Source organism: Clostridium drakei (assembly GCF_000633595.2).
GTDB classification, from domain to species: domain Bacteria; phylum Bacillota; class Clostridia; order Clostridiales; family Clostridiaceae; genus Clostridium_AM; species Clostridium_AM drakei.
The window spans coordinates 13,127-29,536 of record NZ_JIBU02000005.1 but is presented as its reverse complement, the minus strand read 5'-3'; the positions used below and the strand labels follow the sequence as shown (position 1 = coordinate 29,536).

Genomic DNA, 16,410 nt, shown 5'->3' with positions numbered 1-16,410 from the left:
CGTAAGGAGGAAAACTCACCTTCATTGTCCTCTGTCAATTGTCCTCTATTTTAGGAATCCATTTAATATCGTGTCTTCTGCTTCTTTTTCTGAAAGTCCTAAAGACATAAGCTTTATGAGCTGGTCGTTAGCAATTCTTCCTATGGCAGCTTCATGTATAAGTTGAGAATCTGAATGGAATGCTGATATTTTAGGTATAGATTCTACTCTAGCTTTATCCATTATTATGGAATCGCATTGTATATGACCTCTACATCTTTCATATCCAGACATATTTAAATGAAACATTTGCCTTGAATCATCTCTAGCTACAGAACGAGAAATTATTTGTGCAGAAGAGTCTTTCCCTACCATTTCTACATTTATTATAGACTCTGCATCTTGATTCTTATATGTAAGAAGTCTTTCTATTACTACAACTTTAGCATCTTTATGAAGTTTTATTTCTGTATCCCTTTTAGTACTGTCTACCCCTTTTATTTGAATTAATTCTAGTTCTGCATATCCTCCTTCTTCAACCTCGATTATTGTTTTAGGATTCAATACTCTTTCACCATTTCCATTACCTTCTCCAAAGTGTTTCTCTACATATTTTATACGAGCACCTTTTCTAATAAAAAATTCATGAACTCCATCATGTTGAGATTTTGTATCACCTGGATTATGTATACCACAGCCTGCTACTATAAGCACATCTGATCCTTCACCAATTTCAAAAGTATTATATACAACATCGTTTAAGCCTTCCTGTGTTATAATTACAGGTATATGTACACTTTCATTTTTAGTCCCAGGTTTTACTATTATATTTATACCAGGTTTATCTTCTTTTGTTACTATGTCTATATTTGCTGTAGTGTTTCTTGCAGCCTTTTCTCCATTTTTTCTTATATTATAAGCACCGATTGGCAATTCATGAAGTCCTGACATTTGATCTAACATACTTTTATCTAACGCATCCAACATCTAAAAAGTCCTCCCTTTTTCACAAGTTTCACCACAATTACAACTGTCATTTTTTATTATTTGTGCAAGTATATTTTCTTTTGAAGTTATTTCTTTAATTGTACCATCTGACAATATAATAACTTCATCTGCTAAATTTAAAATTCTCTCTTGATGAGATATTATAATTATAGTTGTTTCTTGCTTTCTATTCATATTTTCAAAAGTTTCAACTAATTTTTTAAAGCTCCATAAATCTATTCCTGCTTCTGGTTCATCAAATAATGCCACTTTAAGATTTCTAGCAAGTATAGTTGCTATTTCTATTCTCTTAAGTTCTCCTCCAGAAAGGCTGGAATCCACATCTCTATTCACATAATCTTGAGCACAAAGTCCTACATCTAAAAGCAATTTACATATGTTTACTTCATTATCCTTTGCAGCTAAGTTTAATAATTCATTTACTTTTATTCCTTTAAATCTTGCCGGTTGCTGAAAAGCAAATCCTACACCTTGTCTAGCTCTCTCTGTAATATTTAAATTTGTAATATCCTCTCCATCTAATAATATATTTCCAGAAGTAGTCTTATATATTCCCATTATTGTTTTGGCTAGAGATGATTTACCGCCACCATTTGGACCAGTAATTGCATATATTTTATTTTTTTCAAACTTCAGATTTATATTTTGTAGAATATTAACTTTTTTATTATCATTTTCTAATTCTAAAGATAGATTTTTTAATTCTAACATTCATATAGTCCTCCTGTTTTTTTAATCATAAAATTGTTTTACATTTATGTTTAATAAATACATCACATTAATTCTCAGTAGTTATTATACCATACATAATAAAAAATACTAAATTTTGTACAACTGCTTACTATCTAAAATTTTATACAATTACTATCATTGCTAATACTCCCACCTCAGTATAAAAATCACTTGATTTTAAACTCCAAAAATATCTATTCAAAACTTTTAATATTTTTATAAATTCTTTCTTTTTCAATAGATGAAATAATTTTATCTGTAATATATGCAAATATATAGTAATCATAAACTTCCATCACAAAAGCAATTATAAAAGAAAACACAAGAGTATAGTTGAAAGCTAATTCGCTTACATACTCTTGTGTCAAATTGTTCTTTTATTATTTACTTATTATAACTTTGCAATAAATAGTTGTTCATCCTAATTTTAATACTGCTGCAATCTAGCTTTAAGTATTTCCTTAGGTTGAAAACCTACCATCTTATCAACTGCTTTACCATCTTTGAAAATTATTAATGTTGGTACACCTGTAATTCCATATTTTCCTGCCAAATCACCACTTTTATCAACATCAACTTTAAATATTTTAGCCTTTCCTTCAAACTCTGTACTTAATTCTTCTAAGACTGGAGATACCATCTTACATGGTCCACACCATTCTGCAAAAAAATCCACTAATATTGTTTCATTACTATTTAAAACATCCTTTTGAAATTCACTACTATTTATTATTTTTGCCATAACTAAAAACCTTCCTTTCAAGTATAACTTTTCATTTTATTTAATATTTTCTTCATTCTTTAGCATGAAGAAGCATTGCCTCCAAGTATAGTAAACCCTCGTCTAAACCAACCAGTTGAATAATCAATAGTTGATTCATCCACATATTCCTTCAAATCTGAACTATAAACAACATTTATACCTTCTGATTTAACAATTATATCATCGTTATTTTTTGACTCATCCAGAGTTAACTGCAATTTTGGACCACCTCATCCATAACCTGCAAAAACAACTCTTAATATTGCATTTTCAGGATTTTTAGCTTTTTTTCTGATTTCATTAAATTTTTCAGCTGCTTTTTTAGTAACTTTAATCATAATAATATCACCTTTCTTTCACATTTTTTATTTCAATCAATATTTATATAATTAATTTCTGCCTAGCTTATAATTTTTATAAGTATGAAAACATGCTGAATTAACAACTATTCACATCAAATTGTGTATAACAACACATTTTCGAATCCAGCTTCAATCTTTATATTTATATATTACGATATTATGATATATATGTCAATACATTTTTTATGTAAAAAAATAGTCTCACTTAAGAGACTATACAAACTTAAAGCTATTATTATTTTTTTATTTCCTTAAAGTATTGACTTGGAACCATTCCTACACTATATAATTTATCTTATATTCAATAATCTTTTTACATCTATTAATGCTTTTTCTGTTTCTGATGTCTTTATTCCAACCATATCTATAATTATGCCCTTCTCTTCTAAGGCTTTTGTAAGTATTTCAATAAATTTACCTCTTGATTATTCTTTAAAGTAGTATTAATACCGCAACTTGGTGATGGATTTTTTCATTATTCCTACCTTTTTTATCCTACTCTTATATTCATACATACGATTATCCGCAATTTTTATCAGTTCATTAATTTCCACTCCGTCTCTTGGAAAGTTCACAATACCATAACTATAACTGCAAATAATTTTGTCTTTGCCAAAATTTATTGGATTATTTTTAAAGTGTTTAACTAATTCTTCAAATTTATCAATTAAATTTTCAAAATCTAAATTAAAGAAAACTCCAATAAATTCATCTCCCCCAAATCTTCCTATAATATCTGAAGCACCAGCTAATTCACTCAATCGTTTTGAAAATATTTTAATTAATTCATCTCCAGCTAAATGACCATAACTATCGTTAACAAATTTTAGTCCATTTAAATCAAAAACCACTACAAAAAATTCTTTTTTATTTATGTTATCATTGATATTATCATAAAGTAATTGTTCAAAATAGCTTCTATTATATACATTAGTTAACTTATCATATCTAGATAGATATACAGTTTTTTCATAAAGTTTATGCTTTGTAACTGCAATAGAAATCTGACTTGCCATATATTCCATTAATTCCAAGTATACTTCATCAAATATATTATTAGATGTACTGTCAATGTTTAGAAAGCCATACAACTCATTATTTATAATAATAGGTGACCTAATTACAGATTTTATTTTTTTTCCTTCTGCTGTATCTAGCATAATTATATTTTTTATTTTATCTACATTATTGTAAATAACTGTTTTGTTTATACTTTCTTCACCATCACTCCATTTAAAACGTTCTTTAAAGTTAACTACATATTTTTTAATATCTTCAGAATTATAACCTTTAGATGCAACTATCTTTAAATTTTCATCCTCATCTAAAAGTAATATTGAACCATTTCTCTTCTCATCAATACAATTGATAAGCTTATCTAATATTAATTGAAGTAAATCATTAATATCTGATATTTCATTAATAGAATACCCAATATCAAGCATAACTTCTTTTAACTTTAATAACTTATTTATTTTCTCTATATTTCTTTTTTGCTCTGTAACATCTATAAAAATAAGTGTTTTGCCAATAATTTCACCAGTATTTTCATATATACTATTAATATTAACCTTATAGTATATTAAATGATCTTTACCTTTTGTTGTTATTAAACTTTCATTACTAAAGCCATCATTCACTGCATTTAGTAATGTATTATGGTCTTTCAATACTTCATCAATCTTTTTATGGCCTACTTCTAAATACTTCAATTCTGAAATAATATTTTTTGATGCATTATTAAAATTAACTATATTATTTTCAGAATCTAATATTATAACTCCATTCAGCATATTAGAAAAAACCTTCTCTAGTTCAATTGGTGTACGCTTTAAAAATTTAAATTTTAATATGCGAATCAAAGATATAACAACATATTTCTTATCACTTTTACATGCAAAATACCCTAAAAAAAACAATACTAGTGCAGATACTAATAACATAAAGCTTAAAAGATTGCTTACCTTCAAAGAACTCACCTCGTACAACTATTATACTAAATATTTATTACAAACATGTAGAACTTTTTTATAGTCATAAAAAAATTCTCCAAAGAAACTTCTTGGAGAATTTATTATAACCTACTTATTCAAAACTTCAATATATTTTTTCATATATAAAGGTAAATCCATTGGTCGTCTGCTGGAAACAAGATTCTTGTCTACAACTACAGCTTCATCAATCCAGGTTGCACCTGCATTTTCCATATCATCCTTTATTCCAGGCGTACTTGTAACCTTTTTTCCTTTTAAAATCTTTGCTGAAATTGCTACCCATCCAGCGTGACATATTTGTCCTACTACCTTGTTTTCATCATTCATCTTTCTTACTATGTCTATAACTTCTGGAAATCTTCTTAGTTTATCTGGAGCCCATCCTCCTGGTATCAAAATACCATCAAATTCTTCTACATTTATTTCTGAAAAAGCACAATCTGAGTGTGCAGGAACTCCATACTTACCAATATATTTTTCATCAGCTTTTTCACCAGCTACAATTACTTCTACTCCTTCTTCCTTAAGCCTTAAAATAGGATACCAAAATTCTAAATCCTCAAAATCACTATGAATAAGACTTAAAACTTTTTTATTATTTTCCATACTAATTCCTCCTCATAAAATTAATATTTAACTTTAATAAATATATTATCAATCACATGTAAAAGTTGTCATACTTGACATAGGAAATACTAATGTAACTTTAGTTCCTTTATTAACATCAGAAGCAATGTCAATTTTTAATCCTAATTTTAAACAAAGCTTTTTGCATATATACAACCCCATTCCTGTACTTTTGCTAAATCTTCTTCTATGAAATAAAGTTAATACTAATAATTAATATTAACTTTATTTCATGTAATTTATTTTATATTATTCTTCTCATATCATCAATTTAAATATATTTCATTAACATTACATTTTTGTTATGTTAATATCAACTAATTTTTTTAATTGTCTTTTATCTAATTTACTTCATCAGAGCCTTATGGTAAGTCTTTTTACCTTTACGTATTTTAACACCATTTTTTAGTTGTTCTAAAGTAATATTACAATCAATAGAATTAACTTTATCATCACCAACAAATACACCACCTTGTTGAACTAAACGTCTTGCCTCACTCTTAGATGCAGTTAAACCACATGCTACCATTAAATCTAAAATAGTAATAACACCGCCGTTTAGCTGGTCATCTAAAATTTCAGTAGTTGGCATATTAGAATCATCTGTACCACCTGCAAAAAGAGCATGAGAAGCATTTTTTGCCTTTTCAGCTTCTTCTTCACCATGAACAAGCTTAGTCAATTCATATGCCAATATTTCCTTGGCCTCATTCAACTTACTTCCTTCCCATTTGTCCATTTTATCAATCTGTTCAAGTGGCAAGAAGGTAAGCATACGTATGCACTTGAGAACATCAGCATCAGCAATATTACGCCAATACTGGAAGAATTCAAAAGGTGATGTTTTATTAGGATCAAGCCATACAGCACCATTTGCAGTTTTTCCCATTTTTTTACCTTCAGAATTCATAAGCAATGTAATTGTCATAGCATATGCATCTTCACCTAACTTATTGTGAATAAGTTTCGTACCTCCCAACATATTAGACCATTGATCATCACCACCAAGCTGCATATTACAGCCATAATTTTTGTGAAGATGATAAAAATCATAGGACTGCATAATCATATAATTAAATTCTAAAAAAGACAAACCCTTTTCCATCCTCTGCTTATAGCATTCTGCACGTAACATATTATTTACAGAAAACCAAACTCCTACTTCACGAAGCACTTCAATGTAATTCAATTTTAAAAGCCATTCTGCATTGTTAAACATGATTGCCTTGTCATCACCAAATTCAATAAATCTTTCCATCTGTTTTTTAAAACAATCACAATTATGCTGAATTATTTCAGGTGTCATCATAGTACGCAAATCAGTACGTCCAGACGGATCCCCTACATGGCCAGTTCCGCCACCTAAAAGAACTATAGGTTTATTCCCAGCCATTTGTAATCGTTTCATAAGGCAAAGAGCCATGAAATGACCTGCGTGCAAAGAGTCAGCAGTTGGATCAAAGCCAATATAAAAAATTCCTTTACCATTATTAATAAGCTCTTTAATTTCATCTTCGTCAGTAACCTGGGCAATCAAACCACGAGCTACTAGTTCATCATAAATTTTCATTGTAACAACTCCTATCAAATATTTAATACTGAACTCATCATTCTTATATTGAGATGAGTAAGCAATCATTTCAAAATCATAGATTTTGGATGTCTGCTTAATAAAAAAGCCTTCTGTTCCAATTGGAACAGAAGGCAAAAATTGCGGTACCACCTCTGACTTAGAAATTCCTCACAGAATTTCCCTCACTGAGTGCAATCACACTCTCACGCTATATCGGGCGTCTCCGTCAAACCTTACTATAATTCAGGCAGCAGCTCCAGGATGTATTTCGAATCAGTGCATTTGCATCTTCTCACCAACCAGATACTCTCTTACTAACATGAAACTGACCTACTTCTTTCCTCTCATAGCTTTTTAATAGTTTAATTATATTATAATTTATAAATTGAAAAAAGTAAAGCCACAAAATATCACATATTGACATTTTATAACTTTTTAATCAATATATTAAAAAACATCTTTGGACAAAATTTCTTTAAGCAGTGATATCATTTTGCTCTTTTTCATTCCAATTTATAATAATCTTGTAAAAAATAGAATGCTTGAATTGATGCATCAATTTCATCCTAATATCCCTCTTCAAATATTTCCTTTGAAACATATTCAATTTCAGGAAATAATTGAGCATAGTTTATCCCATATTTTCTAAGTTGTTCTGTAATATCTTCTCTTGAATCTTTGCATATTATAAGTTCCTCCATATAATCAGAACTATCTGGAAGTTTATCAAACTCAGTCATATTATTGGTATATGGAAAAATTGTAAATACTCCTTTCTGAGCCACAATTCTTGGACTATTCAAAGGCCCATACACTGCACAAGGCTTTCTATTAACAAATCCACTTTGTTCTGGTCCAAACATCTCATATACTTCTTTTTCCTCTACATTAGGAATATATCCTAAAGGATAGAGATTATTAAACTTAAAAGCTTCATTTAATTTAATTGGATTCAAACACCAAACTGCAGGATCTTTAGCCAATTCTTTGGGTGTTGCATCTAAATTAATAGCAAAAATAAGTGCAACTAATGCATCCTCAGACCAATCCATAAGTCTTGTAGGTACACCATAATGTTGCATTAAAAACATCCAGTCCCAATAACCAGTAAGTCCTTCTGAAAAAGGATATGATGGTGATTGTCCTAAATAAGGTATTGCTTTTGATTTAAACTTTGATAAAAATATTGTCTCATAATTAACATTCAAATCATTTCTAGAAATAGAAGGCAACATATCATAATCCTGATCTCTAACACCCCTATACCATATTTTGGAGTTATATTTAATCGTGTTATCATTCTGAACTTCTCCCCAGAATTTTTTATAAACACTATCTATAGCATTAAGATATTCTTCAACAGTCTTTATCTTACCTTCACACTGATCCACTTTTTCTTTCTCTTTTTCTTTTTCTACTTTCTCTACTGGTTCAACTTTTTCATTATCTATATTAACTGAACTACTCATACGATTTCTGCTCATCTTTATTCCCCCCTAATAACTTCTTGGTGTATAATATGTAGAATAAACCTGAACAGTGATAATAAAAAATATGGAAACATTAAAATCTTTAGTATATACTGTAGAATGTATATTGATATTTGATTGAAGATTATAAATAAATGTTCTAGTATTAATTATCTTTAGCCAATATCCTCAAATCCAAATAATGCTGCTCCAATTGCTCCAACTATTTCTGGTTCATCTGAAATAAATAATTTTTCCCCTATTCTTTCATCTAAAGCTTTTACAACTCCTATATTTTGGGCTACTCCCCCTGTCATCATAAATTCACTTTCTCTCCCTACTCTTCCAAGGAGAGCATTAGTTTTACTGGATATAGATTGATTCAAAGCATGAATAATATCAGCTTTTTCTTTATTTTGTGCAATAAGTGAAATTACTTCTGACTCAGCAAAAACAGAACACATACTGCTTATTTTTATATCTTCTTTCCATTTTAAAGATTCTGGTCCCATATCTTTTATATCTATTTCCAATGTCCTAGCCATCATTTCTAAAAATCTTCCTGTTCCTGCAGCACACTTATCATTCATTACAAAATCAATTACTTCACCCTTTTCATTTAGCTTAATAACCTTACTGTCTTGACCACCAATATCTATTATTGTTCTGATTTTAGGATTTATATAGTGAGCACCTTTTCCATGGCAGCTTATCTCTGTTACTTCCTTGTCTGCAAAAGTTATACTAACTCTTCCATACCCTGTAGATACAATTAATGAAAGCTCTTCCCTATCTAGTCCAGCCTTTTTTAACACTTCATCTAAGGCTCTTTTAGCACTCTCGCTGCTTTTAGCTCCAGTTCTTACTACAGTATAAGCCACAATTTTCTTATCATTGTTTAAAATAACGGCATTAGTTGATGTTGAACCACTATCAATTCCCATTATATATTTTTTCTTTTCACTATTTTGTTTAATATTTTTTCCCATAATATCATCACCTATTTCATTTTTAACCTTTAATGCTTCAATAAAAGCTTGAACTCTTGTTTTTATTTGTCCTTCACACTGCTTAGTATAATCTGTTTCTACTTTTAATAAAGGAACATCATAATTTTCTTTAATATCTGCATATTCATAAGCATAAATATCACAGAATTTAACCGTATGATAAATGATTCCATCTAAATTTTCCTTCTGCTTCTCAAGAAAATCACTTCTTTCACCAATATCTGTCATGTGCAAACATGGAAATTTGCTTAACAATTCTTTTATATATTCATGATATATATTTTCACCTTTTAAGTTGTATTTACGTTCATCTCCAGTGCATGAAATATTAAATAATACATTAGCATCATATTTCTTAACTAATTCAATTATCCCATCATTACACCTTGCACCCATTAATCCTATATTTAACCCTTTTGAAGTCTTAATAGATGGTATCTTTAAAGAATCACATACTTCTTTAAGTTTTTTCTCATCAAAGCTTTTCCCGCTAAATCTTTCATAATCATATATCATTTCTTTAACTGTATCTTCATAAATTTTTATAGCTTCTTCATTCACTTTTCTTGGTAAATCCAATATATAAATAAATTTGTCTTGGAAATTATCTTTTAATGTATCATAAAGCCTTCTGGTGCTGTCACAGCAGCTAGTTAATATTATCCCTTCATAATCATTAATAATCACATCTTCTACTACACCCTTAACATAAGAACATAAATTAGTATGCATTATGGTTTCTGCTTTATCATAACTTGTCACATTAGGTTCAATTTTCTTTACCTGGACTCCCAAACTTGTAAATATTTCTAAAGGTGTATATTTGCATGCATATCCAATCATCTACTCGCCTCCTTATTCTTCAGTATTTCTAAAAATGCTTCTAATCTTGTTTTCAACTGGCCATCATGACAATTTCGTCTGTCCATACAATCACCATCTAAAATAAGCATCGGTATACTTTTTTCCTTCATAGTTTGTTTAAGCTGCATCACTCCACCTGAAGACTGTTTACAGCCCCAGTGACAAAAATGAATGACTGCTTCGGATTGAAGAGTATCAACAGCCTTTTCAATTGCTTTAATCTTTCTTTCATAAGGACCATTATATATATTTAAAATAAGCTTTTTAGCTAATGCCTCAAGTGGATGTTCTATATCTAATTCCTCCATATAATCAAAGTTTATATCGTAAGATTGAATTTGGTATTTAGGATTAAAATTAAAATATTCTTTCATTGTTTCTTGATAATATGGTAAAAGATGAACCCAAAACATTTTTACTCCTTCACTTTCAGGATACTTTTTTATATCCTCAGCTAATAGTTTGTAAAAATCATAAATTTCTTTAGTTCCTATTCCTACATGAGCTGCAAAGAGCATGTACATATGTAAAGTTAAAGAGCTTGGGTAATACTTTGTCCTTTGATATTTTAAGTATTCTTTAAAAAACTTCTTAGATTCATTTTCCCTTTTTAATATTTCCTTTAACTTATCCTCATCAAATTTTTTACCACTCTTTTCTTCAAGCATATCAATCATTTCTTTCAATTGGGTTACAACATATTTTTCGCTTTTTAAAGAATATTCATAAGGAATATCCAATATATATGAATCTAAACTATGTTTTTTTGCAAGGTAACGTATTGTATTAACATTACCATCACAACAAGTAGATGTCGTAAATGCAAATTTAGGTTTGGGAAGTATTCCACTTTCAACTGTTCCAATAAAACCTTTATGATAAGAGCACAAAGTCTCAGCTATACCTATATTTTCAGCATATTCATTTACAAAATCTTCACATTCAAATCCTGACATAAAACATGCCATACATTCTATTGATAAAGGATTTATATCAAAGCACTGCAATATTTCTACTGGAGTAAAAATATTAATCCATGCAGAATTCTCTGGCTCCTTTAAAGCTCTTAAGATTGAATTAATAGCTATTAAACTTAACTTTGTATAAGCTTTAGGAACTTCCTTAGATGATAATTTTACTATTTGCTTTTCCAAAAAAAGACCTAATTTAATCATCTTGTATGCTTTTTCGGGATTAGTTTCAGCTTCTTTCTTAGTTAATTCTTCATATTTTTTTACTATACTCATACTTCACCTCATTTTTATGACTAATTTTCAAGTTTAACACATTATTACACCTTATTCATATAAATCTCCTGCTAAACCTATTAAAATATCTCTTCTTACTATCTCATAGTTTGCATTTTTCTTTTCAATTGCTCCTCTTTCAATAAATTTATTTAATGTTCTTAATAAATGCCTATAACTTGTTCCTAATAGCTCTGACATTTCTGTTAAATTACAATCCTGTATGATTTTAGTCTCTTCACCTTCATCATTAATAGATATAGCTAAAATATAGCTTGCTAATCTATTTTCCAAAGGGTACAAAAGATTTATTGAATTATTATTTGTATTTCGAGTAAGTTTTTTACCTAAACTATTTATAATGTATCTTAAAAACCTACCATCATCCATTAAACACTCTCTAATAATATTTAAATCAATAGATATACAATGAGTTTCCTGAATAGCCTGTATATTGCAATGAAATTTATTTAACTTTATACATTCAAGATCCCCAATCACCTCTAAAGGATCATTAAAACTAAGCAATAACTGTTTACCATTACTTAATATAGTGTAGACCTTTGCCCTTCCTAATACTAAAAAATATAATTTAGTTATATTTTCATCTGACCTACAAATATGTTCTCCTTTATTAAATTTCCAAAGTTTCATATACATTTGCATATTATCTGTAAACATGTCATTTAGATTGTATTTTTTAACATAATAATCAATCTTAACATCATCAATAATTTCTATCATCACATCTCACCTTTACCATCTCATTATATGACGGAATTTTTAACCAATAAGCTTAATCAAAAAACTTACATTGCTCCACTATATAAATATAACATATATTTCATCATATATGACATATGTCATAGTATTGAATTTTGTTATTATGGTAATTTAATATTAGTTATTTTAGGAGGTCATAATATAATGTACAATCTTTTATCAATTTTAACAGGTATTTTAGTTACTATAATGGTAAGCTTTAACACAATAATTTCAAAAAATTTTGGAAACTACTCTTCAGCTATTATAATTCATATTGTTGGACTAATTGCAATTTTACTTGTGCTAGCTGTTAAAAGGTTGAAAATTCCTTTTGATAGATCAATATCTCTATTTACATATACGGCTGGTTTTATAGGGGTTTTCACAGTTCTATTCTGTAATTCTTCAATGATAGCTCTCGGAGCATCTCTATCTGTTGCATTAGGCCTTTTTGGACAAGGAGTTACTTCAATTATAATAGATCACTATGGACTTTTCGGAATGGAAGTTGTGAAATTTAATAATAAAAAATTAATTGGATTTGTAATAATGGTTATAGGCCTTGTTGTAATGACAATTTATTAGGAAGGAGAATTATAATGATATTAAATATAATCCTTGCTTTGGCAAGTGGACTAACCAACGTTTTAGGTAGAATTATAAACTCAAATTTAGCTAATAAAATAGGTATTTTACCTGGCACATTCTATAACTATTTAACGGGCTTAATAACTTCGGCAGTTTTCTTTATGTTTAGCAGTAATACCTTAAGATATTCTCCTGATAAATTTTTAGGCTTACCTGTATATGCATATATTGGTGGTGCTATGGGAGTAGTTGTTGTAGGAATTTCTAGCTACATAACCCCAAAAATCTCTGCTTTATATGCCACAATACTTTTATTTATCGGGCAACTTTTTGCTGGAATAATCATAGATTATTTCACATTACATGTTCTTTCAACAGGAAAAGTTCTTGGTGGAGTTCTAGTTTTATTAGGATTAGCTTATAACGCATTTGTAGATAAAAAGGATTTTGAATTACAACGTAAAACACTGTAAAATTCATTTGAATAATACAGTGTTTTTTGCGATTAATAATATTATTAATTTTTATAAATTTTGTTTTCACTTAAAATTTTCCTTAAAAAACTTAAGCGTTGCAAGAGCATCCAAATCGAAATCATCCGAATATGCTTCAATGCTTACTCCACCATCATAATGAATTCTTTTCAGAGCATTAATGAACGTCTGGTAATTCTTATCTTCAGACATATCTTTCGGATAACGGCGTCCTTCATATCTGGCAAAGTGCGTATGAACGATATTTGCTCCATAATGTACAACATTCAATATTGGTTCATTTTCTGCAGCAATATGGAAATAATCTACAAGTACTTTAATATTGGGATGATTTACGCATTCTGCCAGCTTTCCAACTTCATGCAACTGATTGAGAATATTGGTCTCTGCTTTGTTATTGTGCTCTAGCGCAATAACAATATTGTATTTTGCTGCAACACTAGCAATTTCCTTGTTCAACTCAACCAACTGCTGGTAAGCCTCATTTTTTGAGAAACCAACCGGTACTGCTTTAGCCCATGGACTTCCAAAAACAATAAACTTAACTCCAAGTAAGCTGGCACGTTTAATGGCTGCTGTATGATATTTTCTAACTGATTTATGATCCACATCGGGCCCGGTCAATTTAAGATTTTTCGGAAAGAAATTGTTACAGACACGACATGGTATTCTCGCACTCTTTAGTCTAGCTTTCAAACCATCAAACTCAGCTTCACTGAGCATCATTATTTCATACAGTGGTAATTCAATGTAATCATAACCAAATTCAGCGATTTTTTCAACAAAACCTATACCAGTATCTGTGGGTGTGTTTTTTAACATATTAACACAAACACCAAATTTCAATACCTATACCTCCTTAAAAAAAGAATATCACATTTTATTTTACTTGAACTCTATTTTGATTCAGATACAAAACCTAATTCACTTGATATTCTCTTAGCTGCTTGACAAACATACTCTACATATTGTCCATAATCCTTGGGAAATCTGAATCCTGGTGTAGATATAGCTATAGATGCTACAACCTCTCCACGTACACCAAAAATAGGAGCAGCAATACAACCCACTGTATCGTTTTGTACATTATCACGTAGTGCATAGCCTTGTTCTCTCACTACCTGCAAATTTTCAACATATTCTTTTATTTCTTTATCTGTACCTTGTGGATAGCATAATTTAGCAGCTTTTTCCCAGACTGTGTAATCCATAAATGCTAAAATAGCCTTTCCTGAAGCTCCATACCAAATAGGCTCTGTGCTTCCTACTTTTACAGATTGCTTAATTGGTTGGGGGCTTATAACTTGATCAATACAAATTCTTTCCCACTCACGAAACTCATACACATGTGAGGTTTCCATTGTTAAGTTTGTAAGTCGTTCAAGATAAGGTCGGCATATCTTTCTTATGTCAACATTTTCCTTTGCAACCTGCCCTAAATAATAAATACGGCCACCGAGATAATACTTATTATTAATCTCATCTTTACATAAAAAGCCCATATCTACTATTGTATTTAGCAATCTTGAAGCTGTTGATTTTGCCATATTCATATTTTTAGCAATTTCTGTGAGCGTTAACTCTTTATGATTCCAATCAAATAGCATCAATATTTTAAATGCTTTCTCAATAGTTTTTACATTTTTTGACTCGCCTTCCAATTTAAAATCTCCTATCATCATCTAAATTACACTTTAGTATATCAGATGACTTTTCATTAATCAAGAAAGCGGTGCTTATAGCACCGCCATTTATAAGCTATTCATATCATAATTAGAATCATCAGTAGGATAATATACCACACTAATCTCATTCGCTTAGGATTCGTAGATTTCTTTTATATACAAGTCTAATGCTCAATGTAGAAAGTTGATATGTCATTTACATTCTTCCTATTTATTCTGATAATTTTTGAACCAAAATTCCAATCCTTTTATACCTGCAACCATTGTTTTATTAACAGGTGTTGGAATACCACTTCTCTTACCCCATCTTACTACAGAACCATTAATATAATCTACTTCAGTAACAGCACTTTTCTCTATGCTTTGCAAAATTGATGCCTTAAATGTAGGTGGAAGTCCTGCAGAAGCTTTATACCAAATTTCTTCAGCATTTTCTGTTGATAATTTTATTTTATTTGCTTTAGCAACATTTATACCTTCATTAATAGCTTCTAAAGCTGTTTCTTTTAGTTCAGGTAGTACTTCATGCTCATATGTATCATAAAGTCCACCATAAGGTAAACGAGTAAGTCCACTAATTGCTCCTGTCGCTACATTAATAAGTAACTTATCCCATATCATGCCTTGAATGTTATCACTTACTATTGCCTCAATACCTGATTTTGTCAAGTTTTCAGCAACTTTCTTTATACGATCAGTGATTGTTCCATCCATTTCGCCAATATAGGTTTTTTTACCTTGAGTTGTAGATAATACTTTACCTGGTTTTAGCAATACGCCACCTACATAGGTTTTCCCACCTATAACTTTATCTTTACCTATAACATCAATGATTTCTTCTTCATTACCTAAACCGTTTTGAAGAGACATAACTAATGTATCAGGCCCAATAATAGAACTTGCTTTTGCTTCTTCAATAGCTTTACGTGTAGCAAAAGATTTAACAAGGACAATCACTAAATCAGCTGGTCCTATGCCATCATAGTTTGTTTTACCTATGACTTTAACAAATCTGCCTGGATCTGTATCAAGATTTGTCACCATGTGAAGACCGTTTTTATTTACTTCATTAATATGATCCGCCCACTGATCTATAAATATAACCTCATTTCCTGCCTCAGCAAGTGTTCCGCCAATAGAACTTCCAAGAGAGCCAGAACCTAACATGCAAACTTTCATAAAAAACCTCCATGCAATAATAATTTTATTAATAGACTGTGTAATCACACAGCACTATTTTAAATACTTTC

General features: G+C 29.7%; 16 protein-coding genes, 1 pseudogene and 1 other annotated feature. Of the genes and pseudogenes, 2 read left to right on the top strand and 15 right to left on the bottom strand.

What is annotated here, in order from left to right; translation table 11 throughout:
* Positions 1-45: 45 nt before the first annotated feature.
* The 12 genes and pseudogenes from EG57_RS0202940 to EG57_RS0202890 form a co-directional block, all read right to left on the bottom strand.
* Complete coding sequence (locus EG57_RS0202940) at positions 46-966, bottom strand: SufB/SufD family protein (RefSeq protein ID WP_032075810.1); 921 nt, start codon at positions 964-966, stop codon at positions 46-48.
* Positions 967-1,698: an ABC transporter ATP-binding protein gene (locus EG57_RS0202935; RefSeq protein ID WP_029160650.1), complete on the bottom strand. Its 732-nt coding sequence runs from the start codon at positions 1,696-1,698 to the stop codon at positions 967-969. It lies immediately after the preceding gene.
* A 448-nt stretch (positions 1,699-2,146) separates the two neighbouring features.
* Complete coding sequence (trxA, locus tag EG57_RS0202930; RefSeq protein ID WP_029160649.1) at positions 2,147-2,461, bottom strand: thioredoxin; 315 nt, start codon at positions 2,459-2,461, stop codon at positions 2,147-2,149.
* A gap of 59 nt (positions 2,462-2,520) precedes the next feature.
* Complete coding sequence (locus tag EG57_RS27375) at positions 2,521-2,820, bottom strand: HesB/IscA family protein (protein WP_332925334.1); 300 nt, start codon at positions 2,818-2,820, stop codon at positions 2,521-2,523.
* Positions 2,821-3,287: 467 nt separating this feature from the next.
* Positions 3,288-4,814, bottom strand: coding sequence for a sensor domain-containing diguanylate cyclase (locus EG57_RS0202920; protein ID WP_242859798.1), 1,527 nt, complete (start codon positions 4,812-4,814; stop codon positions 3,288-3,290).
* A 111-nt stretch (positions 4,815-4,925) separates the two neighbouring features.
* Complete coding sequence (locus EG57_RS0202915) at positions 4,926-5,444, bottom strand: type 1 glutamine amidotransferase domain-containing protein (RefSeq protein ID WP_032075809.1); 519 nt, start codon at positions 5,442-5,444, stop codon at positions 4,926-4,928.
* A gap of 48 nt (positions 5,445-5,492) precedes the next feature.
* Positions 5,493-5,651 (bottom strand): annotated as a pseudogene (locus EG57_RS25655) (ATP-binding protein); the annotation flags it as partial.
* A 160-nt stretch (positions 5,652-5,811) separates the two neighbouring features.
* Positions 5,812-7,035, bottom strand: coding sequence for a tyrosine--tRNA ligase (tyrS, locus tag EG57_RS0202910; protein WP_032075910.1), 1,224 nt, complete (start codon positions 7,033-7,035; stop codon positions 5,812-5,814).
* 127 nt (positions 7,036-7,162) lie between these two features.
* Positions 7,163-7,395, bottom strand: a binding site (T-box leader).
* 209 nt (positions 7,396-7,604) lie between these two features.
* Positions 7,605-8,522, bottom strand: a complete 918-nt coding sequence (locus EG57_RS0202905; protein WP_032075808.1) for an FRG domain-containing protein — start codon at positions 8,520-8,522, stop codon at positions 7,605-7,607.
* Between the two features lie 161 nt (positions 8,523-8,683).
* On the bottom strand, positions 8,684-10,360 hold the full coding sequence (locus EG57_RS0202900) for an acyl-CoA dehydratase activase (protein ID WP_032075807.1): 1,677 nt from the start codon (positions 10,358-10,360) through the stop codon (positions 8,684-8,686).
* Complete coding sequence (locus EG57_RS0202895; RefSeq protein WP_032075806.1) at positions 10,357-11,628, bottom strand: 2-hydroxyacyl-CoA dehydratase subunit D; 1,272 nt, start codon at positions 11,626-11,628, stop codon at positions 10,357-10,359. The genes EG57_RS0202900 and EG57_RS0202895 overlap by 4 nt, the downstream gene beginning before the upstream one ends.
* A 51-nt stretch (positions 11,629-11,679) precedes the next feature.
* Positions 11,680-12,372, bottom strand: a complete 693-nt coding sequence (locus tag EG57_RS0202890; RefSeq protein ID WP_029160631.1) for a cyclic nucleotide-binding domain-containing protein — start codon at positions 12,370-12,372, stop codon at positions 11,680-11,682.
* Between the two features lie 183 nt (positions 12,373-12,555).
* On the opposite strand from EG57_RS0202890, the gene EG57_RS0202885 reads away from it, so the two are divergent.
* The gene (locus tag EG57_RS0202885; protein WP_029160630.1) at positions 12,556-12,978 is read left to right on the top strand and encodes a DMT family transporter; all 423 of its coding nucleotides are present in this window, start codon (positions 12,556-12,558) and stop codon (positions 12,976-12,978) included.
* A 14-nt stretch (positions 12,979-12,992) separates the two neighbouring features.
* Positions 12,993-13,454 carry a DMT family transporter gene (locus tag EG57_RS0202880; RefSeq protein ID WP_032075805.1) on the top strand — a complete coding sequence of 154 codons (462 nt, stop codon included), beginning with the start codon at positions 12,993-12,995 and terminating at the stop codon, positions 13,452-13,454.
* Positions 13,455-13,520: 66 nt separating this feature from the next.
* Here EG57_RS0202880 and EG57_RS0202875 read toward each other — a convergent pair whose 3' ends face one another.
* The 3 genes from EG57_RS0202875 to EG57_RS0202865 form a co-directional block, all read right to left on the bottom strand.
* Positions 13,521-14,321 carry a sugar phosphate isomerase/epimerase family protein gene (locus tag EG57_RS0202875; protein WP_029160628.1) on the bottom strand — a complete coding sequence of 267 codons (801 nt, stop codon included), beginning with the start codon at positions 14,319-14,321 and terminating at the stop codon, positions 13,521-13,523.
* A gap of 50 nt (positions 14,322-14,371) precedes the next feature.
* Complete coding sequence (locus tag EG57_RS0202870; RefSeq protein ID WP_032075804.1) at positions 14,372-15,136, bottom strand: IclR family transcriptional regulator; 765 nt, start codon at positions 15,134-15,136, stop codon at positions 14,372-14,374.
* Between the two features lie 231 nt (positions 15,137-15,367).
* Complete coding sequence (locus EG57_RS0202865; protein WP_029160626.1) at positions 15,368-16,339, bottom strand: ketopantoate reductase family protein; 972 nt, start codon at positions 16,337-16,339, stop codon at positions 15,368-15,370.
* Positions 16,340-16,410 lie beyond the last annotated feature (71 nt).

Bases quoted from the DNA above. Each gene is read 5' to 3' on its own strand.
- EG57_RS0202900 (WP_032075807.1), bottom strand. From the start codon at position 10,360: ATGATTGGATATGCATGCAAATATACACCTTTAGAAATATTTACAAGT.
- EG57_RS0202865 (WP_029160626.1), bottom strand. From the start codon at position 16,339: ATGAAAGTTTGCATGTTAGGTTCTGGCTCTCTTGGAAGTTCTATTGGC.
- trxA (WP_029160649.1), bottom strand. From the start codon at position 2,461: ATGGCAAAAATAATAAATAGTAGTGAATTTCAAAAGGATGTTTTAAAT.
- tyrS (WP_032075910.1), bottom strand. From the start codon at position 7,035: ATGAAAATTTATGATGAACTAGTAGCTCGTGGTTTGATTGCCCAGGTT.
- EG57_RS0202905 (WP_032075808.1), bottom strand. From the start codon at position 8,522: ATGAGCAGAAATCGTATGAGTAGTTCAGTTAATATAGATAATGAAAAA.
- EG57_RS0202895 (WP_032075806.1), bottom strand. From the start codon at position 11,628: ATGAGTATAGTAAAAAAATATGAAGAATTAACTAAGAAAGAAGCTGAA.
- EG57_RS0202885 (WP_029160630.1), top strand. From the start codon at position 12,556: ATGTACAATCTTTTATCAATTTTAACAGGTATTTTAGTTACTATAATG.
- EG57_RS0202880 (WP_032075805.1), top strand. From the start codon at position 12,993: ATGATATTAAATATAATCCTTGCTTTGGCAAGTGGACTAACCAACGTT.
- EG57_RS0202915 (WP_032075809.1), bottom strand. From the start codon at position 5,444: ATGGAAAATAATAAAAAAGTTTTAAGTCTTATTCATAGTGATTTTGAG.
- EG57_RS0202935 (WP_029160650.1), bottom strand. From the start codon at position 1,698: ATGTTAGAATTAAAAAATCTATCTTTAGAATTAGAAAATGATAATAAA.
- EG57_RS0202890 (WP_029160631.1), bottom strand. From the start codon at position 12,372: ATGATAGAAATTATTGATGATGTTAAGATTGATTATTATGTTAAAAAA.
- EG57_RS0202940 (WP_032075810.1), bottom strand. From the start codon at position 966: ATGTTGGATGCGTTAGATAAAAGTATGTTAGATCAAATGTCAGGACTT.